The sequence below is a fragment of the Streptomyces sp. ATexAB-D23 genome (genome assembly GCF_000373645.1).
GTDB classification, from domain to species: domain Bacteria; phylum Actinomycetota; class Actinomycetes; order Streptomycetales; family Streptomycetaceae; genus Streptomyces; species Streptomyces castrisilvae.
Genome location: NZ_KB892079.1, coordinates 118,183 through 140,712, shown reverse-complemented (window position 1 = coordinate 140,712; position 22,530 = coordinate 118,183). Strand labels below are relative to the sequence as shown.

13 protein-coding genes and 1 tRNA gene are annotated in these 22,530 nt (G+C 75.1%); 2 read left to right on the top strand and 12 right to left on the bottom strand.

Annotated elements, in window-relative coordinates; all coding sequences use genetic code 11:
* Nucleotides 1-67: 67 nt before the first annotated feature.
* Nucleotides 68-1,402 (bottom strand): M20/M25/M40 family metallo-hydrolase, encoded by a 1,335-nt coding sequence (locus B082_RS0133345; protein ID WP_018556114.1) that lies wholly within the window; start codon nucleotides 1,400-1,402, stop codon nucleotides 68-70.
* Between the two features lie 183 nt (nucleotides 1,403-1,585).
* Between B082_RS0133345 and B082_RS0133340 the strand changes: the two genes are divergently transcribed.
* A tRNA-Leu gene (locus B082_RS0133340) sits at nucleotides 1,586-1,673 on the top strand.
* A gap of 85 nt (nucleotides 1,674-1,758) precedes the next feature.
* On the opposite strand, the gene B082_RS0133335 is transcribed toward B082_RS0133340, so the two are convergent.
* The 3 genes from B082_RS0133335 to B082_RS0133325 all read right to left on the bottom strand — a co-directional run bounded on the left by B082_RS0133335 (nucleotide 1,759) and on the right by B082_RS0133325 (nucleotide 7,722).
* Nucleotides 1,759-2,805, bottom strand: coding sequence for a methyltransferase domain-containing protein (locus B082_RS0133335; protein ID WP_018556113.1), 1,047 nt, complete (start codon nucleotides 2,803-2,805; stop codon nucleotides 1,759-1,761).
* Between the two features lie 96 nt (nucleotides 2,806-2,901).
* Nucleotides 2,902-7,386 (bottom strand): tetratricopeptide repeat protein, encoded by a 4,485-nt coding sequence (locus B082_RS0133330; RefSeq protein WP_018556112.1) that lies wholly within the window; start codon nucleotides 7,384-7,386, stop codon nucleotides 2,902-2,904.
* 6 nt (nucleotides 7,387-7,392) lie between these two features.
* Nucleotides 7,393-7,722, bottom strand: a complete 330-nt coding sequence (locus tag B082_RS0133325) for a CU044_2847 family protein (RefSeq protein WP_026250446.1) — start codon at nucleotides 7,720-7,722, stop codon at nucleotides 7,393-7,395.
* Nucleotides 7,723-7,995: 273 nt separating this feature from the next.
* Between B082_RS0133325 and B082_RS0133320 the strand changes: the two genes are divergently transcribed.
* Entirely contained in the window at nucleotides 7,996-8,988 is a 993-nt protein-coding gene (locus tag B082_RS0133320) for a hypothetical protein (RefSeq protein ID WP_018556110.1), read from the top strand.
* Nucleotides 8,989-9,024: 36 nt separating this feature from the next.
* Here B082_RS0133320 and B082_RS0133315 read toward each other — a convergent pair whose 3' ends face one another.
* Genes B082_RS0133315 through B082_RS0133280 form a run of 8 tightly spaced genes read right to left on the bottom strand, consistent with a single transcriptional unit; the run spans nucleotide 9,025 to nucleotide 22,231 of the window.
* Complete coding sequence (locus B082_RS0133315) at nucleotides 9,025-11,604, bottom strand: AAA family ATPase (RefSeq protein WP_018556109.1); 2,580 nt, start codon at nucleotides 11,602-11,604, stop codon at nucleotides 9,025-9,027.
* Complete coding sequence (locus B082_RS0133310) at nucleotides 11,601-13,010, bottom strand: hypothetical protein (protein ID WP_018556108.1); 1,410 nt, start codon at nucleotides 13,008-13,010, stop codon at nucleotides 11,601-11,603. Before B082_RS0133310 ends, B082_RS0133315 begins: the two co-directional genes overlap by 4 nt.
* Nucleotides 13,000-13,665, bottom strand: coding sequence for a 4Fe-4S single cluster domain-containing protein (locus tag B082_RS0133305; RefSeq protein ID WP_018556107.1), 666 nt, complete (start codon nucleotides 13,663-13,665; stop codon nucleotides 13,000-13,002). The genes B082_RS0133310 and B082_RS0133305 overlap by 11 nt, the downstream gene beginning before the upstream one ends.
* Nucleotides 13,662-15,227 (bottom strand): vWA domain-containing protein, encoded by a 1,566-nt coding sequence (locus B082_RS0133300; RefSeq protein WP_018556106.1) that lies wholly within the window; start codon nucleotides 15,225-15,227, stop codon nucleotides 13,662-13,664. Before B082_RS0133300 ends, B082_RS0133305 begins: the two co-directional genes overlap by 4 nt.
* Nucleotides 15,224-16,561 (bottom strand): hypothetical protein, encoded by a 1,338-nt coding sequence (locus B082_RS0133295; RefSeq protein ID WP_026250445.1) that lies wholly within the window; start codon nucleotides 16,559-16,561, stop codon nucleotides 15,224-15,226. Before B082_RS0133295 ends, B082_RS0133300 begins: the two co-directional genes overlap by 4 nt.
* A complete protein-coding gene (locus tag B082_RS37250) occupies nucleotides 16,558-19,200 on the bottom strand; it encodes a hypothetical protein (protein WP_234018303.1) in 2,643 nt (880 codons plus the stop codon). The genes B082_RS0133295 and B082_RS37250 overlap by 4 nt, the downstream gene beginning before the upstream one ends.
* Nucleotides 19,188-20,369, bottom strand: coding sequence for a hypothetical protein (locus B082_RS0133285; RefSeq protein WP_026250444.1), 1,182 nt, complete (start codon nucleotides 20,367-20,369; stop codon nucleotides 19,188-19,190). Before B082_RS0133285 ends, B082_RS37250 begins: the two co-directional genes overlap by 13 nt.
* A gap of 26 nt (nucleotides 20,370-20,395) precedes the next feature.
* Complete coding sequence (locus tag B082_RS0133280; RefSeq protein ID WP_018556105.1) at nucleotides 20,396-22,231, bottom strand: hypothetical protein; 1,836 nt, start codon at nucleotides 22,229-22,231, stop codon at nucleotides 20,396-20,398.
* Between the last annotated feature and the right edge of the window lie 299 nt (nucleotides 22,232-22,530).

Here is a 22,530-nt window from a genome sequence, read left to right as displayed (position 1 = left end):
GTAGAACGCTCCATTCACTCGTTCCGGTTATATGCGCACATCCTGGCGATTTACGCCGTGACGCGTGTCAGCTCGCGTCGATGAAACGGTCCAGGACCCGCGCGCCGAACTTCAGGCCCTCGACCGGAACCCGCTCGTCCACGCCGTGGAACATGCCCGCGAAGTCCAGCTCCGGCGGCAGCTTCAGCGGGGCGAATCCGAAGCAGCGGATGCCCAGGTCGTCGAACGACTTGGCGTCCGTACCGCCGGAGAGCATGTACGGGACCGCGCGGGCGATCGGGTCCTCCGCCTTGAGCGCCGTCTGCATGGCGTCAACCAGCGAGCCGTCGAAGTCCGTCTCCAGCGCCTTGTCCCCGTGCACGTCCTCGCGCCGGACCCGCGGGCCGAGGATGCGGTCGAGGTCGGCCAGGAACTCCTCCTCGTACCCCGGCAGGAAGCGGCCGTCGACGTGGGCGGTGGCCTGTCCGGGGATGACGTTCACCTTGTAGCCGGCGCCCAGCATGGTGGGGGCCGCGGAGTTGCGCAGGGTGGCGCCGACCATCTTGGCGATGCCGCCCAGCTTGGCGAGCGTGGCCTCCATGTCCTCCGGGTCCAGCGGGGTGCCGAGCGCGTCCGACAGCTCGTCCAGGAAGGAGCGCACCGTCTTGGTCACCCGCACCGGCCAGGTGTGCCGGCCGAGCCGCCCGACCGCCTCGCACAGCTCGGTGATCGCGTTGTCGTCGTTGGTCATGGAGCCGTGGCCCGCCGTGCCGTCCACGGTCAGGCGCATCCAGTGCATGCCCTTCTGGGCCGTCTCCACGAGGTAGAGCCGCAGGTTCTCGTTGACCGTGAACGAGAAGCCGCCGACCTCGCCGATGGCCTCGCTGACTCCGTCGAACAGGTCCGGGTGCTTGTCCACGAGGTACCGGGCCCCGTACGTGCCGCCCGCCTCCTCGTCCGCGAGGAAGGCCAGCACGATGTCGCGCGGGGGCTTGCGGCCGCTGCGCATGCGCTCGCGCACGACCGCCAGGGTCATCGCGTCCATGTCCTTCATGTCCACCGCGCCACGGCCCCACACGCAGTCGTCCGCGATCTCGCCGGAGAACGGGTGGTGCGTCCAGTCATCGGCGTTCGCCGGGACGACGTCGGTGTGGCCGTGGATCAGCAGCGCCGGCCGGGACGGGTCCTCTCCCTCGATCCGCGCCACGGTGGAGGCCCGGCCCTTGTGGGACTCGAAGATCTTCGGTTCGAGCCCGACCTCCGCGAGCTTCTCCGCCACGTACTCGGCGGCCGCCCGCTCCCCCGGCCCGGAGTGGTCCCCGTAGTTGCTGGTGTCGATCCGGATCAGGTCACGACAGAGGTCCACCACCTCGTTCTCGGCGGTCTCACCCGAACCGGTCCGGGCCGCATTGGTCTCGCTCACGCTGATTCCTTCCACTGTCGCTGTGGTGCTCCCTCTCATCCTCCCGCGCGCCGCCCGCACACCCAAGGGGGCCCGCGTCCCGTCATGCGCCCTTCACACGGACCCGGGCGTGATCGAGCACCCTCCAATGTTTGCTATGGTTTTCCACGTCGGAACGGGCCGGGCCCGCGAGACAGACACCTTGTCCGGGTGGCGGAATGGCAGACGCGCTAGCTTGAGGTGCTAGTGCCCTTTATCGGGCGTGGGGGTTCAAGTCCCCCCTCGGACACCACGGTCGACCGACCGAACAGAGCCGGTCAAAGCGACGCTTCGTCGCTTTGACCGGCTCTTTCGTGCGTGCCGCCGTGAACCAGTGGTCATCCGGGGACGGCTTCGGCGTCCGCGACGACGACGTACAGCGTCACCGAGGCGAAGAACGGCCCGGTGGCGAGATGGTCGAGCCACTTCCGTGCCGCCGGGGCGGGCAGGTAGCCCGCGGACACCGCGCGCTCGGTGTTGCGCTGCATGCCGAGGACCCGGTCCGCGGCGCGGACGTCACGGAAGACCGAGGTGACCGGGACGACGGCCGGCACGGCGAATCCCGCGTCCAGCGCGAGCCGGGCCAGCTGACGGCCGATGACCCCGTTGCGTACGACCTCGTCCGTCACGTGGCGGGTGTAGGCACGCGAGACCTCGACGTCGGGGTAGTCGATGGCCAGCGAGTCCCAGTCGGGTTCGCCCATGACGAGCCTGCCGCCCGGCCGCAGCACCCGCCGGGCCTCCGCGAGCACCTGGGCCGGGTCCGCCACGTGCTGGAGCACCCGGTCGGTCCGGGCGCGGTCGATGCCGCCGTCCTCGATCGGGAGCGCGTGGATGTCGCCCGGTTCGACACCGACCACCGGCAGATTCTCCGTACGCTCGCGCGCCCGCCCGACCATCTCCTGGCTGGAGTCGATGCCGATCACCCTGCCCGACGGGCCGACCGCCTCGGCGAGGGTGCCGAGGTCCGTCCCCGGTCCGCAGCCCAGATCGAGTGCCCTCTCGCCGGGCCGGACATCCAGCGCGTCGAGCATCACGCTCTTGTAGGAACGGGCCGCCTCCGTCGCGGCCAGCCGGTCCAGGTACCCGACGGCGTCGGGGACAGCGCTCTCGAACACGCGGCCGGACAGACGGGCCATGGAGTGCGCCTCCCGCTCCAGCAGCCCCCGCCCCGCGGGCGTGAGGCGGAACGGGCGTTGACGGCCCTTCTCCTCCAGGGGCTCCACCAGCCGCTTCGCCTCAAGACGGGCCAGGGCTCCGTAGAGGCTCCCGGGCCCGAGGCGGTGACCGGACACCTGCTCGATGGCCGCGTTGATGGCGTACCCGTGCAGCGGCCCGTCGGCCAGTGCGCACAGCACGAGCATCTGGGCGTCGTTGGTGCGCATGGCTTCTCCAGGTGTGACCGGGCTCCGGAACGGGCCCACTGATGCTACACGGCGCGTAGTACGTGTCACGTAGCAAGCCGGGCCGTGCGGGTGGGCTCACGAACCGTGGGGCTGGGCCGCCCGGCCACCCTCCCGTGTGCGGCCGGCCAGTCCGGACCAGAACGCGGCCTCCTCGTGCGCGCCCTCCGCATCCGCCACCTCGGCCAGCAGCGCGAGCAGGGCCGGCGGGAGCGGGTGCGGTGCGGGGGCCGCGGGCGGGGCGGGGCGCGCGGGCCGGGCGGGGCGGGGCAGGGCGAGCGTCGGGCGGTCGGTGCCGGGCGCGGGCGGGTCCGGGGTGTCCTCGTCCGGGGCCCGGTCCTCCGCGTCCCCGGACGGGTCCTCGCCGGCCCCGGCCGCGTCCTCGTCGGCCGCCGCAAGGGGCGCGTAGATCTCCAGGGCCCGCTCCCGCTGTCCGGCGCTCATCAGCAGTTCCGCGTAGGTCTCACGCGCGGAGGTCTCGGTGTCGGTGTCGCCGTCGGCGCACTCGATGGCCTGCTCCAGCCAGGGGTACGCCTCCTCCGGCCGGCTGTCCGCCGCCAGCACCAGGCCCAGCAGCAGGAGGGCCTGCGGCCGGTGCCCGATGTCGTCGGAGTGGGCCAGCGGCAGCAGGACCTCCTCGGCCTCGGGGAGCAGGCCCAGCCGGAAGAGCGTGCTGCCGAGGTAGCGCCGGGCGAGGGGTTCGACCTCCGGGTCGCCCGCGGCGAGGGCGTCGGTCAGCAGCTCACGGGCCCGGTCCAGGTCGTTGACCGAGCGGCGGACCACGCCGAGCAGCGCGCCGATCCGGGGCGCGGTGTCGGGGCCGGCCAGCTCCAGTGCCGCTTCGAGAAGTTCGCCGGCCGTCTGGACCTCACCGATCTCCAGGAGGTATTCACCGGCGCCGAGGTAGGCCCCGACGATGGCCTCCTCGTCGCCCGAGTCCTCGACCCGGACCAGGAGGTCCTGCGCGGCCTCCGGGTCCCGGTGCAGCAGCCGTACCGCGAGCCAGGCGCGGGCCACCTCGGTGACCTGCGAGGGCTCCCCCTCGACCACCGTGCGGATCAGGGCCTCCGCCGCCTCGTCCTCGCCGTCCGCGGCCAGGCACTTGGCGAGGTGGAAGCGGGCGAACTGGGAGGCGGCCCCGACGTCGGCGTCGGCCGCCGCCCGCAGCTGTTCCCGGCCCTCCGCCTCCCGGTCGTTGCCGATGTGGACCACGCCGAGCACGCCGCGCGCCCACGCCTCGGCGTTCGGGTCGCCCGCCTCGGCCACCACCAGCAGCAGGCGCTCGGCCTGCTCGAAGTCGCCGTGGTCGGCGAGCAGGACCGCGAGGTCCATGCGGGCGATCAGCGACCACTGGGCGTGCCCGGAGTCGATGGCGTGCCGGTAGGCGCGCTCGGCCTCCGCGAAGCGGCCCTCGCGGACGAAGAGGTCGCCGAGCAGGTCGGCGGCGCGCGGGGCCTGGTTCGGGTGGCCGGAGTCGACAACGGTGGTGAGCAGGTCGGCGGCGGCCTCCGCACCGCCGTTGCGGGCCGCCTGGATGAACGCCAGCTCGATCCGGACCGCCGGGGCCCAGTCGCGGTGTCCGGAGGCGACGGCGAGCCCGTACGCCCGCTCGGCGTCCTCGATGCGGTCCTCCCGGACGAGGATGTCACCGAGGGCGGCGGCGGCGAGCGGGGACAGGAAGGGGTGGCCGGAGTCGATGACGGCCGTCAGCAGCTCAGCCGGCCGTTCCGTGCCTTCGCCGCTGCCGGCGAGGACCAGGGCGAGTTCGACCTTGGCCATGCCGCCCCACTCCGGGTGGCCGGTCGCGATGGCCCGCTCGAACCACTCCTCGGCGGCGGGCAGGTCGCCCTCGTTGGCGTACCACTCGGCGAGGCCGCAGACCGCGCGCGGGCCCTGGGCGGGGTGCCCGGAATCGGCCGCCTCGCGCAGCAGGTCCATGCCCTGCTCGATCAGCCCGCGCGGCCGCAACGAGACGGCCAGCAGGATCTTGGCGTACGGGATGAGCAGGGGGTTGCCCGAGCCGATCAGCGTGCGCAGGACCTGCTCCGCCTCCTCGTGGCGGCCACGGACGATCAGCAGCTCGCCCAGGCCCATCTGGGCCAGCGGCACCGCGTGGAAGCGGCCGCCCGCCAGGGCCGAGCGCAGCAGTTCCTCGGCGCGGTCGACATCGCCCTGGCTGAGCAGCATGGAGCCCAGGTTGGCCTGGGCGACCGAGGTGACCTGGCCCGCCATGGATTCGCCGACCGCCCGGGACAGGGACCAGGGCTGCTCGGACGGTTCGGCCCGGCCGACGGTGGTGGTGCTCGCGCGCACCGTGGACTTGCCCAGGCCGCTGCCGGGCCGGTGCCCGGTACGCGCCCCCGCGGCGTCGCCGTCCGCCCCGCTGAGCACGCTGACCAGACGGGCCTGGGCCAGCGGGGCCGCCTCGGTGTCGCCGGCCGCCACGATCGCTTCGAGCATCCGTTCCGCGCGCTCGTACTCGCCGTCCGCGAAGAGCAGGGTGGCCAGGCCCACCTGGGCGACCTGGGAGAGCTGGGGATCGCGGGCCGCCACCGCGCTTTCGAGGAGCTGACGGGAGCGGGTGCGGTCGCCGTACATCATGAGCAGGTCGGCGAGCACGGCCTGGGCGAGCGGGACCACGCTGTCCACGCGGGAGTCGGCGGCGCGCTCCAGGAGCCGGGCCGCTCCCGTGAAGTCCGCCAGGTAGAGGTACATCTCACCGAGCATCAGCGACGCCCAGGCCGCGGTGTCGCGGTCGTCGCCGCCGTCGGCGATCCCCAGCAGCAGCCGCTCGGCCATCACGGCCTCGCCCCGGACGAGCGCGGTGTAGGCGCTGGGCAGGAGGGCCGCGGCCGGGCGGCGGTCGGCGAGGTACTTCCAGGCGAACCACGGGACCGGGGCCGACGGGTCGTCGTCGCGGCTGTCCAGGTACTCCGAGAGGTACGGGGTGCCGGCGTATCCGTCGGAGCCGGGCGCGCGGTGGACGAGGGCGATGGTGCCCGCCACCGGTTCGCGGGCCCAGGCCAGGGCCGCGCGGTAGGCGGTGTCGTCGGCGTCGAGCGCGGGGTGGTGCTCGTCCATGTAGGCGGCGAACAGCTCGCGCAGCACGCCGGCGGGGACCGGGTCGCTGACGCCCATGCGCATCCAGTCGGCCGCCGCCCGTGCCAGGGCCCAGCCGGCCGGGCAGCTCTCGGCCCCGTCGGTGAAGCGCTGTTCCAGGCTGGGGGCGGCGACCATGAGTTCGCCGATGCCCCGGGCGGTGAAGTCCTCGCCGGGGTACAGGTCCCGGGCCGCCTCGGCGTCCCGCGGCCCCAGCAGTGAGGGCAGTTCGACGGTGCTCGCCTTGTTCAGGACGGTGCGGGCGATGCGGCCGACGTCGTTCTCCATGGCGATGAGCGCGGCCCGCTGCTTGGCGGGGATGGTCGCCACGATCGTGACGGCGGGCTCCCTTCCGGCGAGCCGGTCCAGGATCTGGAGGTCGAGGCCGCCCGGGTGGAGGTAGCGGTGCAGGTCGTCCAGCCAGAGCACCACGCGGTCGGAGCCGGTGGGCAGGTTCAGCCGGCTGAGGTCGTCCAGGGTGCGGCGGGCCGGGTCGCCGGGGCGCGGCACGACCAGCCGGGCGTCCGGCACGGCCCGCAGCAGCGCCTCGTACAGGGTGCGGGACTTGCCGGCCTTGGAGCGCCCGGCCAGCAGCACGAACCTGCGGCTCGCGAGGAGTCCGGCGAGCCGTTCGTCCTGCGGGCTGCGGTGCACGTAGGGGGCGCGGGCCGGTCCTTCGCGGTCGGCGTCGCTGTACTTGGAGCGGCAGACGCCGATGTCGTACGGGTCGACCTCCTCGACCCGGGGGATGCCGCCGTCGTCGGCGAGCGGCGTCCACAGCAGGTCCTCCAGCCGGTCGCGCGCCTCGGACGACGTCATGTCGCGTACGAGGGGGCCGAGTTCGGGCCAATAGCGGACCAGGGCCTCGACCTTGATGGCGTAGGCGGTGCGCCGGTCGACGGAGGTCACCGAGTCGCGGGCGACGAGCATCCCGACGACGCCCTGGCTGTTGACGTCCCAGACCGGGCCGCCCGAGAACCCCTTCTCCAGGCCCCAGCCGGTCTGCGGTCCCGCCTCCACCTGGATCCACTCGCTGCCGGCGTGGCCGATGATCTCGCCGCGCACCGGGACGCCCCGGCGCTTGTGCTCCTCGGGGTAGCCGTAGGCGCGGAAGCGGTGGTCCCAGGTGCCGGGGTCGGTGGCCCGCAGCGGGGCGGGCACGGCCTCGGGGGGCGCCGGCGCGGCGAGTTCGAGGACGGCGACGTCACCCGTGCCGTCCCCGGTGTCCGGGTGCCAGCCGCCGGGCACCACGGTGGCGGGCAGCGGGTCGTGCGGGGCCGCGTACTGGAACCGTACGAACACCGGCCGTCCGGGCGGCTCGGGCGCGCGGGCGGGTCCCACGACATGGGCGCAGGTCAGCACGTGGCGCGGGGTGACGAGCAGTCCCGCGCCCACCGGGTCGCCGTGCTCGGTCCTGCGGACGCCGACCAGCCAGGGCGGGCGCTCCCAGTCGGGGGCGGACACCGGGCGTCAGTCCGCCGGCTCCGGGGCGGGCCGGCCCCAGTGGACCTTGACCGTGAAATGGCCCTCCATCGCGGTCTTGGCGATCACCACACCGGATTCGGCGTTGAACTTCATGCCGAACTCGATCTCGAAGCCGTCGGGGCCCAGGGCCCGCACGGAATCCATGACCGCGCGCAGGGCGGGCCGGGTCTGGGCGAGGGCGTCCTCCAGCCGGCGGCGGGCCCGCACGACGTCGCCGGAGTCCCGCGAGATGCGTTCGAGCCCTGGTGCGTCGTCGGGCACCTCGACCTGGAGCGAGGCGCCGTCCGGCCCCTCGAAGGACACGACTTCAGGCATGAAGTCCCCCTGTAACCGCGGTGGTTGTGTGACGGCCGGGACGTTCCGGCGATTCGATCGTATCGGCCGGAGCGGCCCTGCGCCGGGGCTTCGGGTGATGTGATGATGGTGCGGCTGTACGCCGGAGAGACGGCTGGGCCGAGGGCCTGTTGTCATATCGGCGTCGTCGCCCGTGGGGCGGCCGTGCGGCGAGAGCGCGTGCACGGCGTCGCACGGCAGACGGGAATGTGACGGCAGGGCCGAGTGGATGACCCCGGGGGACGGAGAGGCGTCGTGAACGAGGCAGCGGACGAGATCGCCGCCGCTCTGTCGGGTCCGGGGGCGGACGGGCCCGAGGCGGAGACCGCGCTGCGGGTGCTCTCGCTGGCCTTCCGGTGGGCCGCGGCGGCGCTCGGCCGGGTCGACGGGGGCGGGAGCGGCGCGGACGCGCTCGCCGCGCTGTTCGCGTTCGAGGACGCCTTGGAGGAGTCCGCGGCGCTGGCCGGCGCGCTGCCCGCCCTGCTGGCCGCGGCGATGCCCGGGGACGCGTTCGGCGGCGGCACCGAGGCGCTGATGCGCCGGCTCACCGAGGTGCGGGCCGAGGTCCGCGAGGCTCGGGAGCGGGCCGACCTCGCGCACGCCGCGCTGGAGAAGCTGACGGCCGCCGAGGAGACGCTGCGCGGCCGGCTCGCCGAGCACCGGGCGCTGCGCCGCCAGGTGGACGAGCTGCGCCGGCTGGAGCGGCTGGTGCTCGCCCTGGACGCACTCCAGGAGCAGCAGGAGGTCATCGCGGAGCGGCTGGCCGCGCTGCGCGGCCGGGACGCCGGGGTGGAGGGGACGCTGCGCACCAGCAGCGACGCGCTCGTACGGCTGACCGAGGACCAGCTCGCCGCGCTCGCCCCGCAGACCCGGGAGGTCCTGGAGCGGGCCGAGGCGGCGCAACGGGCGCTGAGCGCCGAGGAGCGCGAGCACGGGGATGTGGCGGCCGAACTGGCGGAGCGGCAGGCCCGGCTCGAACGCATCCGGGACGCACAGGGCGACCGGGTCGCCTCGTTGCGGCGGTACGCGGCCGTGGACCGCGATCTGGCCGGTGCGTTGGCGACGCCCGGTGGCGCGCCGGCCGGGGTGGTCGCGCCGGAGCACCGCGTCGCGCTGGCGGAGGTGGAGGCGGTGGCCGGGGACATCGAGCGGCGGCTCGGCGAGGCCGACGCGGCGCTGCGGCGGGTGCTGACCGAGCGCGCCGGCCGGGACGGCGACGGCAAGTCCGTGGTCCGGCGGACCGACTGAGGCCGGGCGCCCCGCGGCGGCGCGCCCGGCCCGGGGTCAGTGGGGCGGCGGCCCGGGTACGTCGTCGGGCAGGAACCGGGTGAACTCCGCGCTCCCCGTCTCCGCGCTCCCCGGGTCGTAGCGGTCGGCCAGCCGGGCTTCCATGAGCTCCAGCAGTTTGCGTACCGTGCGGGCGTTGCCGAACCCCGCCGGGTCGGCGCGCTTGACCGCGCGGAGCCAGGCGGCGGCGTGCCGGTCCACCTCGGGGCCCAGGGTGTAGCCCTCTTTGGCGGCCATCCGGCGCAGGATCTCCACCAGGTCGTCGGTCCCGTAGTGCGGGAAGGGGACGTACTCGGTGAAGCGGGAGGGGAGGCCGGAGTTGGCGGCCAGGAGGGAGTCCATGTCGCGGGGGTAGCCGGCGACGATCACGGCGAGCCGGCCGCGCCACTGTTCCATCTCCAGGACCAGGGTGTCGATCGCCTCCTTGCCGTAGCCGCCGTGGCGCACATCGCTGACCAGGCTGTACGCCTCGTCGATGAACAGCACGCCGTCCAGGGCGTCCTGCACCGCCTTGCGGACCAGCGGGGCGGTCTGCCCCAGGTAGCCGCCGATCAGGGTGGCGCGGCTCGCCGGGACGACGTGCCCCTTGCGCAGCAGGCCCAGGTCGCGGAAGAGCTTGCCGACGAGCTGGGCCACGGTCGTCTTGCCGGTACCGGGCGGCCCGGTGAACACCATGTGCGGGGGCACGAGGTCGCCGGTGCCGTGGGCCTGGCGCAGTCGCTGCCGCTTGGCCAGGCTCTCCAGCACCTTGCGTACGGGGCCGAGGCCGACGTAGGCGTCCAGTTCGGCCAGCAGCGCCGAGGGGTCGGGGGCCGGTTGCGCCCGGTAGGCACCGTAGTCCTCCGGCACGTCCTCGGGGAGGACCGGCTCGTCCACCCGGCGGCGCACCCGCTGGGACCACTGGGAGAAGACGGCGTCGGCGAGGGTGCGCATGTCGCGGGCGTTGCCGAAGGAGGCGTCCCGGGTGCGGTGCATCCCCGTGACGATCTCCAGGAGCTGGTCCCCGGTCTCGGCCGAGGGGAGGGCGCCGCGCTCGCGGAGCCGGCCGAGCGCGATGGCGTGCAGGGTCTGTGGCGGGTAGTCGGGGAAGCGCAGGACGTTGGCCGCCGCGAACCGGCTCTGGAGGCCGAGGTCGGCCCCCAGGAACTCCTTCATCTTGTCCGGGTATCCGGCGACGATCACGACGAGCCGGCCGCGGTCGTTCTCCATGCGGGCGAGCAGCGTCTGGATGGCCTCGTCGCCGAATCCGTCGCGCTGGTCGCTCAGTCCGTACGCCTCGTCGATGAACAGCACGCCGTCCAGGGCCCGGTCGACCGTCGCGTCGGTCAGCGCGGCCGTCTGCCCGACGTAGCCGGCCACCAGGTCCCGCATCTTCGCCTCGACCACATGGCCCCGGCTCAGCAGCCCGAGGTCTCGGTAGATCTCCCCGACGAGCCGGGCCACGGTGGTCTTTCCGGTGCCCGGGTTGCCGGTGAACACCAGGTGCAGGGAGGGCGGTTCGAGGACGACGGACCGGCCTTCGGCGCGCAGGGCCTCCACCGTCTCGACCTCGGCGCGCAGTTGCTCGAAGCGCTCGCGCACCACGTCGAGCCCCGGCATGGCCGCCAGCCGCTCCCAGGGGTCCCGGGGGTCGGCCGCTGTGGCGGCGCCGGGGAAGGCCCCGCGCAGCGCCGCCGGGCCGAGGACGGCGCCCGGGGTGTCGCTCAGGCTCTCCAGCCAGGCCTGCCAGGCGCGGGCCTTGAGGAGGTGGCTGCCCATCGCCCTGACGACGGAGTCCAGCTCGCGCCAGTCCTGGACGCGCAGCCCGGTGCGCAGCCGCACGGTGTGGATCAGCCGCTCCACCTCGGCGGCCGGCGGGTAGTCGATCCGGGCGGTTCCCGGCCGGCCGGGCTCCCGGGCCTGCTGGCGTACCAGGGTCTCCAGGTCGGGGTAGTCGTGGCAGGACTCCACGAACTGCGCCACCTCGTTGAGGTCGGCCTTGCGGAAGACCATCACCCACAGGTTGCCGTTGCCGTGGTCGTGGATCCACTGGTCCATGGCGCCGGCCAGTTCGCGCTGGGCGCGGTGGTGGCGCAGGGTGGCCTCGGCGTGGGCGAAGACGACGGCGGTGCGGTGCTCGCGCTGTCTCAGGTAGCCCTTGAGGCTCATCACGGCGAACGGGTCGCTGACGCCGGGGGCGGGCGGCGGCAGCGGTTCGGACTCGTGCCGGGCGGGGGCGGTCGCGCCGGTCACCCGGAGGTCGCCCATCGGCCCCCGCATGCCGGGGGTGCGCATCGCGGGCAGCCCGGTGCGGCCGGCCGGCCGGGCTCCGGGCGGGGTGCGCCGGGACAGGTCGCGCGACGCGGTGTCCCGGAAGTACACCGGGTGGTCGCTGGAGCTGAAGACGATCCGCTCGTACCCCTCGGCGCGCAGCAGCCGCCAGACCGCCTCCTCCAGGTGGCACACCTGGTAGGCAGTGTCGACGAAGAGGTCGCTCGCGCCGGGCCCGTAGAGGATGGTGAAGGGCTCGCCGCTGCGCAGCGCCGCCCCGTCCAGGCGTTCCACGACGGGGCCGGACTGCTTCGTCGTCCTCGTCATGCGCCGCTCCCCCGTTCCCCCCCCGCCTGGTCCTGCCGGCGTCCGGCCCGCTGCTGTCCGCGCCTGCGGTGGGCCTCGATGTCGAGGAAGCGCGGGTCGGGGGCGCCCGGCTCGGACTCCGGGGCCGCGGGTACTGCCCGGCCGTCGTCCGCGAGGGCCAGCCGGACGGCCTCGGCCCGGTTGCGGAGCTCCTCCTCGGCGGTGACGTCGTAGTCGTAGGACAGGACCCGGACGACCTGCTCGCCGGAGTCGGGGGCGGCCTGCGAGATGTCGAGCACGAGTTCGTTGCCGTTCTCGTGGCGCAGCTTCGCGTAGTACGTGCCCCGGGGGTCGGCGTCCTGGTATTCGCCGTCGACGAAGTCGTAGAGGGCGATCCGGCTGAGGGTCTGGGCGACGGTGTCCGCCAGGTTCACCCGGAGCTGCGAGGCCAGGTGACGCATCGTCGCCTGCTCCACGGTCTCGCCGAGCTCCTCCTCCAGCCTGGGCGCCTCCCGGTCCCGCAGCAGGAGCAGCTCGTCGGTGGCCGTGCCGTCGTCCCGGGCGCGGGCCAGGAATTCGGCGGCCTCCGTCCGCAGCCGGTCCCACTCGCCCTCCGACCAGTAGTCGACGTCCACCACATAGCCGGGCAGGACCGTCCCGTCGGGGCCGTCGACGGGCTGCTCCCGGCCGTCCTCGATCTCGCCGGCCACGGTGGCCAGGGCGTCGATGGCCGCCATCTGGGCCGTGCAGCGCTCCAGTTCGCGCTGCTCGGTGTCGGCCCGCAGCTCGCTCAGCGAGTGGTACGTCTCCTGGGCCACGGCGAGCGCGGCGTCGAACCTGCCCTCGGCCGCGTTCTGTTCGGCGGTCGTCAGCCGGCCGGTCAGCCGGTCCAGCTCCCCCGGTGCGTAACGCTCGTGGAGTCCGGCGTCGGCGATCTCGGAGGCGACGGACCGGGCGTCGGCCAGCCAGGGTTTCACCGCGCGGCCGGCCTGGGCCCGGTCCTGGCTGAGCACGCCGATCTCGGCGGAGAGCCGGGCGGTCTCGGCCCGTCGTTCGGCGCGTTCGTCGGCGATGGCCTGCCGGACCCGCTGCTGCTGCTCGGCCAGCCGCTGCCGGGTCTCCTCGCGGATCCGCCCGGCGGACGCGGCGAGCGCCCCGCGCACCTCGGTGGCCTGTTCCCGGAGCCGGCGCGCGGTGTCGGCCTCCAGCTGCCGGGTCTGCTCGCTGAGGCCCTGGACGACTTGCTCGTGGCGCTGCTGGCGCTCCTCGACGCGTGAGAAGACCCGGTCCAGGTCCTCGCCGGTCTGCCGGCGCACCTCGTCGATCAGCTTGGGGATCTTGCGCTGTACGTTCTTGAGCTGCTGGGCCTTGCGCTGGATGCGGTACCACTCCGCCTCGTCGACCTGGATGCGCTTCCTACCGCTCATCGTGTTCCTGTCCTCTCACACGTGTGGGGATGGTGGTGCGGGTGCGGACCGCGTCGACCGCCCGGTCGAACGCGTCGAGCAGGCCGCGCGGCGGGACCCCGATGAGCAGGGCCTCCGGGCCGTTGACGGCGATCTCGGCGGACCGGGCGCGGTGGGCGAAGTCGTAGCCGCTGCCGGCCAGGCGGCCGGTGAGGTGGTGGACGCGCTGGTTGGAGCTGCCGCGCAGGCCGCGTCCGTCGTCCAGCGCGGCCACGTACACGCCGTCGATGAGGACGTCGACCGCGGCCAGGAGGGCGGCGACACCGGGGCCGGGCGGCCGGGTGCGGAGCCGTTCGAGCCGGTGACCGGTGAAGCAGACCACCGACACGTCCCGTATCTCCCGGGCCCGCCGGGCCACTTCGGCGAGGCCGGCCGCCTGGGCCATCGGCTCGCCCCCGGAGAAGGTCAGCCCGGTCACCCGCGGGTCCGCCAGCAGCTCCCGGGCCAGGTCGCCCGGTTCGGCCTGCCGGGCGGGCCGGAAGGGAATCCAGTCGGGTGCCATGCATCCGGCGCAGCTGAAGGGGCAGCCCTGCACCCAGAGCGCGGACCGCACGCCGGGCCCGAGGGTCTCGGTCCCTACTCGGGTGGCGGCCACGTTCAGCGCGGTGCCGGTCATCCGGGCCGCCCTTCGGCCGGTACGCGGCCGTGCTCGCCGAGATAGGTGAAGGACACGCCGCCCACGACGACTTCGCCGCCCGGACCGCAGACGGCGTTGGTGGTGCGGGCCTCGGAGCCGTCCGGGGTGAACCGGATGTGCAGGTCGACACGGGGGCCCTCGCCGGTGGACCTGCGCCGGCCGTGCAGCGTGCCGTGGCCGCCGGTCGAGACGGGGCGCAGGGTCATGCGGCGGCCCTGGAGCACGATGCGTTCGGGCAGCGGTCCGCCGAACGGGGTGGAGAGCAGGAGGACGCCCCGCAGCGGTGGCCGGCTGACCCGCCGCCAGGCCAGCCACCCGGCCCCGGCGATCAGCACGAGGGCCGCCGCGAGTGCGGGCAGGAAGGCGGTGGAGCCCACGGTGGCCCGCAGTGGCAGCTCCGCCTTCGCGACGCGCACCGACTGCGGGGTCTTCAGCCGGACGTCGGGGGCGAGCGGCCGCTGCCAGGCGGAGGTGACCTTGCCCGTCAGGCGGAGGGTGGCACGGGTGTGCTCGGTCCTGCGGTAGGGCAGCGCTCCGGCCTGCGGCCGGCCGCTGAGCTCGATCTCGTACGTCCGGGAGGCGCCGGGCTCCAGGGTGAGGTGGTCGGGCAGCCTGCGGACGGTCAGGTCCGGGTCGGTGACGGAGGCGTGCAGGCCGGTGACGGTCAGGGGCAGGCGGGCGGTGGTCGAGCGCAGGGTGAGCTTCGCGGTGGCGGAGCCGTCGCTGAGGTCGGTTTCGCCGTCGTTCTGCCAGGTGGCGGTGACGCCCTTGCCGATGTCCGGGGCGAGCAGCCGGGCCGCCTTGCGGGCCCGGGTGCGGTCGCCGGCCCGGGACAGGTAGGCGCCGAGGTCCTGGATGCCGTCGGGGCGGAGCACGGTGGTGTCCGGTACGACGTTCCCGAGGAGGCCGGCGCCCGTCGCGCCGCCGCCCAGGGGGATGGCGTATCCGGCGAGTTCGGTGTGGCCGGCGACGGACTCGGCGCGCTCGTTCAGGTCGTTCCAGGCGGGGCCCGATGCCTTGGGGTAGCGGGAGTGGGCGGCCGGGCGGTGCTCGCCGTCGGTGAGGAGCACGATCGAGGCCACCGGGGACGCGTCGTCGCGGGCCACCTCCTTGAGGGCGGCGTCCAGCGCGGCGCCGATGTCGGTGTCGCCGTCCGGGTCGGGCGAGCCCGGCAGCGCCGCGATGATCTTCGAGGTGTCGCCGGCCTCGCCGACGTACCGGGCCTCGGTCCGGGAGTCGAACGTGAACAGCGCGACGTGGTCCTCGGGGGTGAGCCCGTCCAGGAAGGGGCGCAGCGTCGAGCGGACCGTGTTGTAACGGCCCTCCTGCGTCATGGAGCCGGAGGTGTCCACGAGGATCACGTAGTCCGCGGGTTCCTGGTCCAGTCGCAGCGCGCGGTATATCTCGGCGCGGGTCGGGTCCGGGGCGGCGGGGGCGGCATGGGCGGTCGTCGCCGGGGTGGCCGCGAGGAGGGCGGCGGCGAGCAGCGCGGCGCAGCGCGCGCCGTACCGGCGCGGCCGCGAGGGACCGGTGTGCTTCACGAGCCCACTTCCTTGGAGTCGGTGCCGAGGTCGGTCGGCAGGGTGCCCAGGGGGTACGAGCCGGGTTGCCCGGAGCCCAGCGGGTGCAGTTCCAGGACCGCCGTGCCGTCGACGGCGTAGCGGACGCCGATGTGGAAGCGGTCGTCCGGGCCGCCGCCGGGCAGCATCAGGGTGCGGACGGGTGTGCTGCCGCCGCCTTCCGGGTCGCCCACCCGCACCCGGACGGGGCGGCCGACTGCGGCTCCGGCCGGTCCGGTGCGGACGCCGACGCGCTGCCCGTCCGCCTCGGCGAAGACGGCGGGCCCGCCCGGCTCCAGCGTCCCGGCGGCGCTGACGAGCAGTTCGATGTCGGCCGGGCGGCCGGCCACGGTCCGGTGCGCGCCGATCCACACGGCGTACGGGTAGCGGTCGGCCGGGTCGATGCGCCCGGCGGCGACGAGGGCGGCGCCCAGGACCGCCGCGTGGGCGGGGTCGGTGCCGTCGGGCAGCGCGGTGAGCGGGCGTCCCGCGGCTTCCAGGTGTCCGCGCAGGGGGCCGAAGCGGGCGACGCCGCCCACCAGGGCCAGGGGCGCGGCCGGGCCGGGGCCCAGTGCCTCGTCCAGTGCCCGGTCCAGCCCGTCGGTGAGCAGCGGCAGCGCGGAGCGGACGGCGCCCGCGGTGACGGGGCGGCCCGCCACGTGGTGGACGGCGGTGGCGGCGAAGCGGCCGGGGTCGCGGGCGGCCCGGTCGAGGACGAGGCCGATGCGGCGGCCGGCGCCGGGCTCGGCGCGGACGGCGGCCAGGGCGTGGTGGCCCGCCGCGTCGGCGGGCAGCCCGGACCGGGTCAGGAGGGCCGTGTCGTAGGCGGTGCCGTAGCCGTCGGCGGGGGCGTGGCGTGAGGTGCCGGCCACGGCCACCGCGCCGTGCGTCACCACGCACGCGGTGACGTCGGCGGCCGCCGCGCCGAGGTCGCAGACCGCGTACCGGCCGGGTCCGACGGCTCCCGCGTGCCTCAGCAGGGCGAGCACCGCGTGCGGGGTGGCGAGTGTGCGCACCTCGGGGGCGCGGCCCGTGCCGGGCGGCGCGGCGAGGGCGTCGGCGGCGCGGCGCGCGTGTACGGCCCGGTCCTCGTGCGGGACGACGACGAGCAGCCGGCCGGGGGCGTCGTGGTGCCGGCGGTAGGCGTCGTACGCGGCGCGCAGGGCGGCGCCCCGGTCGCCGGCCGCCGTCTCGGGCACGGGCAGGCCCTCGCCGGGCACCGAGCCGGGGAGCTCGACCGGTTCCGGATCGCCGTGCGGGCCGACGCGGGCGATCCGGGTGTAGCGCGATCCGGCGTCGATCGCGAGGGCCGTCACTGGCGCCCCCAGTTGATGAACTTGTCGCGCAGCCGCCGGGACGGCTGGTCGTCCGGGGGCGGCGGCGGGTAGCCGGAGCGGCCGTCGGGCGACTGGGGCGGCGGTGTGGCCGGGATGGGGGCCGGGGGTGCGCCGGGGGTGGCCGGCGGGGCCGGCGGGTGGTGCGGCCGGTGGCCGTGCTGTCCCGGGGGTGGGGAGGTGGTGTATCCGGCGGGTGCGCTCAGGGCTCCGATGATCCGGCGGTGGCGCATCTCCTCCTGGGTGCTGAAGCCGATCAGCCGGGCGCGCAGCTCGCGGAATCTGGAGTCGCGGCCCAGTGCCTGGTACACCCCGTATCCGAAGCCCGGCTGCTGTCCGTCGAGTTCCGTGGTCAGGCGGAAGGCGAACTCGGCACCGCACTCGCGCAGCAGGGCGGCGACCTCGTCGAGCAGGCGGCCGGTGACCGAGCGGTGCGGGGAGCCGCTGATGATGATGCGCGCCAGTTCGTCCAGCGGGGCCGCGGCGTTGATGGCCAGCCGGAGCCGGCGCACCGGCCGCAGCCAGCCGAGGCCGGAGCGCTCCATGCGTTCGACCAGCTCCTCGGGGAGGTCGAGGCCGAGCCAGTGGGCGTAGTCCGCCGCCATGAACCGGCGGGCCAGCTCCTCGCCCACGGTGATCTCGATGCTGGGCCGCTGCCGCATCCACCGGGTGAGGACGGGCCAGCCGTGCACGGGGTCCGGCCGCTCCCCGAGGAGGGCGGCGACGGCTTTGTCCCGCAGGTCCGGGTCGCCCTCGGTGCGGGTGACGAGCACGGCGGCGTACCGGTCGAGTGCGGTGGCGTCGGCGGCGAGGTGCCGCAGCCGGGGCAGCGCGGGGGCGGGTCGGTAGTCGGGGCCCGCCGCCCGGGAGAGCAGCCACAGCAGGTCGGCGTCGGCGGCCGTCGCGGGCGGGACACCGGGTGAGTCCGCGGGTGCCAGGGCCTCCAGGAGCGGGAGCAGTTCGGCCCGTTTGCTGCCGTGCAGGGTCTGCCGCAGCACCGGCCACATGGGGCCGATCGCCTCGGGCCGCCGGTGGTGCCGCGCGGTCTCCAGGGCGATGCGCCAGCCGTCCTCGTGGCTGCCGGTGAACTCGGCGGCGTCGGCGGGGCCGACCTCGGCGGGTGCGCAGTGGCCGGTGAGCGCCCCGGCGAAGCGGAGCCAGCCGGGGACCGGGCCCCCCTCGGCCGTGGAGGCGAACGCCAGCAGGCGTTCCAGTGGGCGCAGTTCGCGGGTGTTGTCGGCGAACAGGCCACGCACCCAGGCGAGTCCGGCCTTGGGGGTGCGCGCCAGGACCCGGTCGACCGATTCGGTGGAGTAGCCGTACTTCTGCTCCACCATGAAGGCGAGTTGCCCGACCCAGACGGGGTCGTAGCCGGGGGTGGTCGCCAGCGCGGCGAACAGCCGGCCGAAGGCGCTGGGGCGCGCGGGCCCCTCCAGCTGCTGCATCAGGCCGAGGTATCCCCTGGCCAGCCCGAACGTGTCCAGGGACGCCGGCTGTGCCACCACGTCGGCGGCCAGCAGGTCGGGGACGTCCCCGGTCCAGTGGTGTGCGAGGACCGCCGAGGCGGCGGCGCCGTCCGGGCGCAGGGCGGCGCGGCCCAGGAACCGTACGACTTCCCGCTGCCGCTGCGCGTCCAGCGTCTCCACGGCGTGCAGGTCGAGCAGCCGCCGTACGTCGTCCAGCCGGCCCCGGCCCTGGCGTACGTCGTCCAGGACGGAGTCGAGGAGGTCCATCTCGCGCAGGACGCGTACCGCGTCGGCGCCCTCGCGCAGCGGGACGGGGGCGGTGGCCGCGAGGAGGTGGGCGACGACGTCGGCGGTCGAGTCGTACTTGGCCCTGACCCGGGTGAGTTCGGCGAGATAGGTGCGGGCGGTGTCACCGCTCGGGGCCGGCGGGCGGCCGGTGCGCAGCGGGGTCTCCAGCTGCCCGGTGCGCGCGGACGAGGCGAACACCAGCCGCAGGCCGTGCTCGGTCTTCCCGGCCCAGGTGGCGCCGCTCAGCCAGGTGCGGCAGCCGTACGGCAGCAGGGCGCAGACCGCGTCCAGGATGCGCACCCGCTCGTCGAGGTCCGGCAGGGTGCCGCCGCGCGGGGCGGTGATGACGAGGTGCCGGCCGTCCAGGAGGAGGGCGGCGATCCCGGCGGCCCAGTCGAAGCCCAGCCGGTCGACGGTCGCGGCCAGTTCGGCGGCCGGGGTCCGTTCGGCGCGCAGGGTGAGGTCGGCGCCGGGCACGGGGTCGGCCTGCGCGGCGGCCCGGCCGAGTGAGGTCCAGGTCACCCCGGCCAGGCTGGCGGGCTGCCATTCGGCGAGCAGCAGCCGCCAGGTGTAACTGGGCCTGCTGGTGCCGTCCTTGGAGCCGTCCCAGGTGGTGTCGACCACCGCGCAGACGGGCCGGTCCTCGCCGTCCGCGGTGCTGAGGAAGACCCGCCAGGGCAGGCTGCCCGCCGGGTCGCGGCCGTCGGGGGTGCCGGTGGTGGCGCTCCACAGGTAGCGCTGGGCGCGGTCCCCGGGCAGGCTGCCGTCCAGCACCTCGTACCCCATGCTGCGGCCGGGCCGTTTGCCGAGGACGGCCCACCGGGCGGGCAGCGGGACCGTGCCCGGGTTGTCGCTCACCGCTGCCACGGCTTGGATCCGCCGGACCGGATGCGCTTCTCCAGGTCGATCAGCGGCTCCAGCACGTTGATGGGCACGGGCGAGGTGCAGATGCGGCGTTCGCCGTTGACGACCTCGACGTTGAGGTAGTTGCGGTAGTCGAAGATGTGCTGCGGGTTGAGCCGGAAGCCGATGGCGGAGGTGGCGTAGTACGAGATGCGCTGGGGGTGGAAGAAGGCGGCCAGGCAGTCGCGTACGAGGCGGGCGCTGGCGCCGCGTACGTCGTCGCACATCCACTGGAAGAAGCGGCCGGCCTGCTCGTCGGGCACGCGCGGCAGCCGGTTGCCCTCCATGCTCTGCGTGACGTAACCCGCTTCCACGGCGGGGCGGAAGACCTCGGGGTCGTCGAACTTGGTGATGCAGACCGAGACGTGGTGCGGCAGCCGGTTGCGGTGGAGCTTGCCGGCGTCCCGTACCCGGGCGTTGAGCTCGGTGAGCATGGAGTAGAGGAAGTTGAGCCCTTCGGCGGCCCGCTGGCTGTCGAGCAGCGGGTCGTAGAGGTAGATCAGCCCCTGGGAGCGGGCCAGCTGGTCCAGGACCCTGGGGCGCAGGGCGTTGGCCTCGTCCCCCCGGTAGGCCTCGCCGGTCACGTCCTGGACCTCCAGGATGAATCCGGTCTGCTTGCTCTTCTTGAACGGCCCGGTCCCCTCCTCGGAGCCCTGGAAGGACCAGGACAGCGGCTGGAGGCCGACGGTGGCGTCCGGGAAGACGCGCTGGATCGCGAGCTGGGTCACGCCGTCGTTGAGGAATTCGATGGATTCCGGGTTCATCCCGCCGATGACCCAGTTGGAGCGGCTGTGGCGCTGCATCTGCATCGCGGCGATGGCCATCGACGCGAGGTAGGTCGTCTTCCCGGAGCGGGGCGCGCCCCACAGTCCGATGCGGACGCGTTCATCGGCCGGGTTCTCCACCCCGGTCGGGGCGCCGGGGATCGGCAGGGGGTCGAGGTTGCCGTCGATGGCCGGGTACGGCGGCGGCTGGGGCCCGTACCCGGGGGCGGAGTCCGGCTGCGGCGGGATGTTGGCCCAGGGGGTGGTGGTGGCGTCGGGCTCGGAGGACGAGGGTCCGGGACCGGGCGGCGGGGGGCTGCCGACCGCGTCCTGCGGCGGCTCGTTGGGGTCGTAGTACGGATCGGTCATGGTCTCTCCTCGTACCGAGCGGTGGGTCACAGCAGGGGCGTCGCGAGGGCCAGCCGGCAGGGCGGGCCGTCCCACTGCCAGGGAGGGGCGAGGGCCTCGGCCACGTCGTCCGCCGTGTCGGTGCCGGGGCGGAAGGAGCCGTCGGCCCGCAGGGCGTCCCACGTGGACGCGGTGTAGCGGTGTACGAGGCCCTGCGGGCCTTTGCCGGGGGCGGTGTGCGGGTCCGCGCGGGCCATGACGCGTACGCCGCGGGCGCGCAGGGCGTCCAGTTCGGTGCGCCAGTCGGCGCCGAGCGGGCAGGCGGGCACCACCTCGTGCTGTTCGGGCAGACCGGGCGGGCGGCGGCCGACGACGAGCACGATGCGTTCGGCGCGCGGGCCTGCGCCTCGGTCCGGGCGTCCCCGCAGGAGCCGGCCCGTCTCCTTGAGCGCGTCCTCCAGCGAGGACACGGTGTCCTGTTCGCGCCGGGCGGGCCGCCAGCCGGCCAGGGCGTCGAGAGCGGCGTGCGCGGGGCCGGCCGGGACGCGGTGCAGGAGCACGGGGCGCGGCCCGTAGCGGTTCTCGTGGGTCACGTGGTCGTAGTGGCCGACGAGGCCGACGCGCAGCCCGGGGCCGTGGCGGCGGGAGAGTGCGGCGACGAGGTCGCGGACGAACTCCAGCCGCTCGGCGGTCTCGGCGGGGTCGGCGCCGCTCATCTCGACGGTGAGGAGCACATCGAGTGCGGGCGGGTGGATGACGTGCCGGGGCAGGCCCCCGAGGAGCGCCGGGAGGTCGGGTAACGCGCCCGGGGTGCGGCCTTCGTCCGGGCCGGGGGCCGGTGGCGTCCCGCCGGAGCCGGCGCCCGCCCCGGTCACCTCTCCGGGGCCGTGCAGGACGAACGCGAGCCGGGCCGGGGCGAAGGCGGCGAGCGCGGTCTGCCGTGCGGACAGGGTCACCGCTCCGGTGCCGTCGGCGGCCGGTGCTCCGGCGAGCACGGGCAGGAGGACCGGGGCGCGGGTGGCGAGGCCGCCGTACACGGTGATCTCGACGGTCGCCGTCTCGCCGCGCCGGAGGCGGGACCCGGCGGGGAAGAGGACCTGGGTGTGGGCGTGCACCTCGCCCGTGCGGCGGTCCACCCGGGCGAGCAGCAGGGAGTGGTCGACCATCAGCGGCGCCGTCCGCAGCGCCGAGCGCACCGCTTCGGCGGTGTCCGTGCCCCGCGTCCCGGCGGGCTCCGGCGGTCCGGGGCCGATCTCGGCGGCCGGCGGGCGGGCGGACCGCAGCAGGGCGGCGGCCCGCTCCAGCAGGACCCAGCCGGCGCGGCGGTCGAGCAGCACGAGGGTGCGGGCCCGGGAGAGCACGGGGTGCGCGCGGAGCCACCGGGTGACCGCCGCGTCGAACTCCGCCCGGTCCGGCGCCTCCTGGGTGCCGATGCCTCCGGCGAGCCGGAACCTGCGCAGGTCGGGGTCCTGGCCGAGCGGCGGGAGGAGCGTCTCCCAGTCGGTGCTGCCCGCGTCGGCCTGCCGGGGGATGCCGGACGCGTCGACGGCTGCCTTGATGACGTGCACCCGGTCGGGGGCGAATTCGGCGAACACCACGTCGGCGATGCGGCCGGCGACCAGGTCGTTGAGGATCTGCTGCCCGGCGGCGGGGTCGTGCGGGGGCAGCGGGCGGGCGGGCGCAGGCGGTGGGGCGGGGGCGCGGTCTCCGGGTCCCGCGGGTCCGGCCCGGAGCGGCGGGGCGAGCCGCGGTGCCCGTCCCGTTTCACCCCCGGCGAGCGTCGCGGCCCGCAGGTCCCAGGTGTGCTGGGCGCCCCGCAGCGCGGTCCGGGCGGCTTCCAGGTCCTGGTCGGTCAGCGCCCCCAGGGTCAGATCGCCCCGCATCCGCCAGGAGCATCCGGGGCATCGCGGCCCGCCCGTGTCGGGTGTCGCGCACACCGGGCAGACCGCGCCGTTTCCACTCGCCAATCCCCGACCCCCCTCGCCGCTCGGTCCGGTCCGGAGCCGGCGGGGTTCACCCTCCGCGCACGGCCCCTGACAAACGGCGCCCGACTCCGGAGGCGTCATGGTGGCACAAGGGGGGAGGGATACGTCAGGGTTCGGACAGATGGGCCGGTCGATCTCGTCCGACGCCCCGTGGTGGAACGTTTCTTCGCTGACTAGCGTGCCTGTCCGAAGGGCGA

Excerpts from the sequence above, each read along its gene's own strand:
- B082_RS0133335 (WP_018556113.1), bottom strand. The coding sequence starts at position 2,805 with ATGCGCACCAACGACGCCCAGATGCTCGTGCTGTGCGCACTGGCCGAC.
- B082_RS0133325 (WP_026250446.1), bottom strand. The coding sequence starts at position 7,722 with ATGCCTGAAGTCGTGTCCTTCGAGGGGCCGGACGGCGCCTCGCTCCAG.
- B082_RS0133315 (WP_018556109.1), bottom strand. The coding sequence starts at position 11,604 with ATGACGAGGACGACGAAGCAGTCCGGCCCCGTCGTGGAACGCCTGGAC.
- B082_RS0133310 (WP_018556108.1), bottom strand. The coding sequence starts at position 13,010 with ATGAGCGGTAGGAAGCGCATCCAGGTCGACGAGGCGGAGTGGTACCGC.
- B082_RS0133305 (WP_018556107.1), bottom strand. The coding sequence starts at position 13,665 with ATGACCGGCACCGCGCTGAACGTGGCCGCCACCCGAGTAGGGACCGAG.
- B082_RS0133285 (WP_026250444.1), bottom strand. The coding sequence starts at position 20,369 with ATGACCGATCCGTACTACGACCCCAACGAGCCGCCGCAGGACGCGGTC.
- B082_RS0133280 (WP_018556105.1), bottom strand. The coding sequence starts at position 22,231 with ATGCGGGGCGATCTGACCCTGGGGGCGCTGACCGACCAGGACCTGGAA.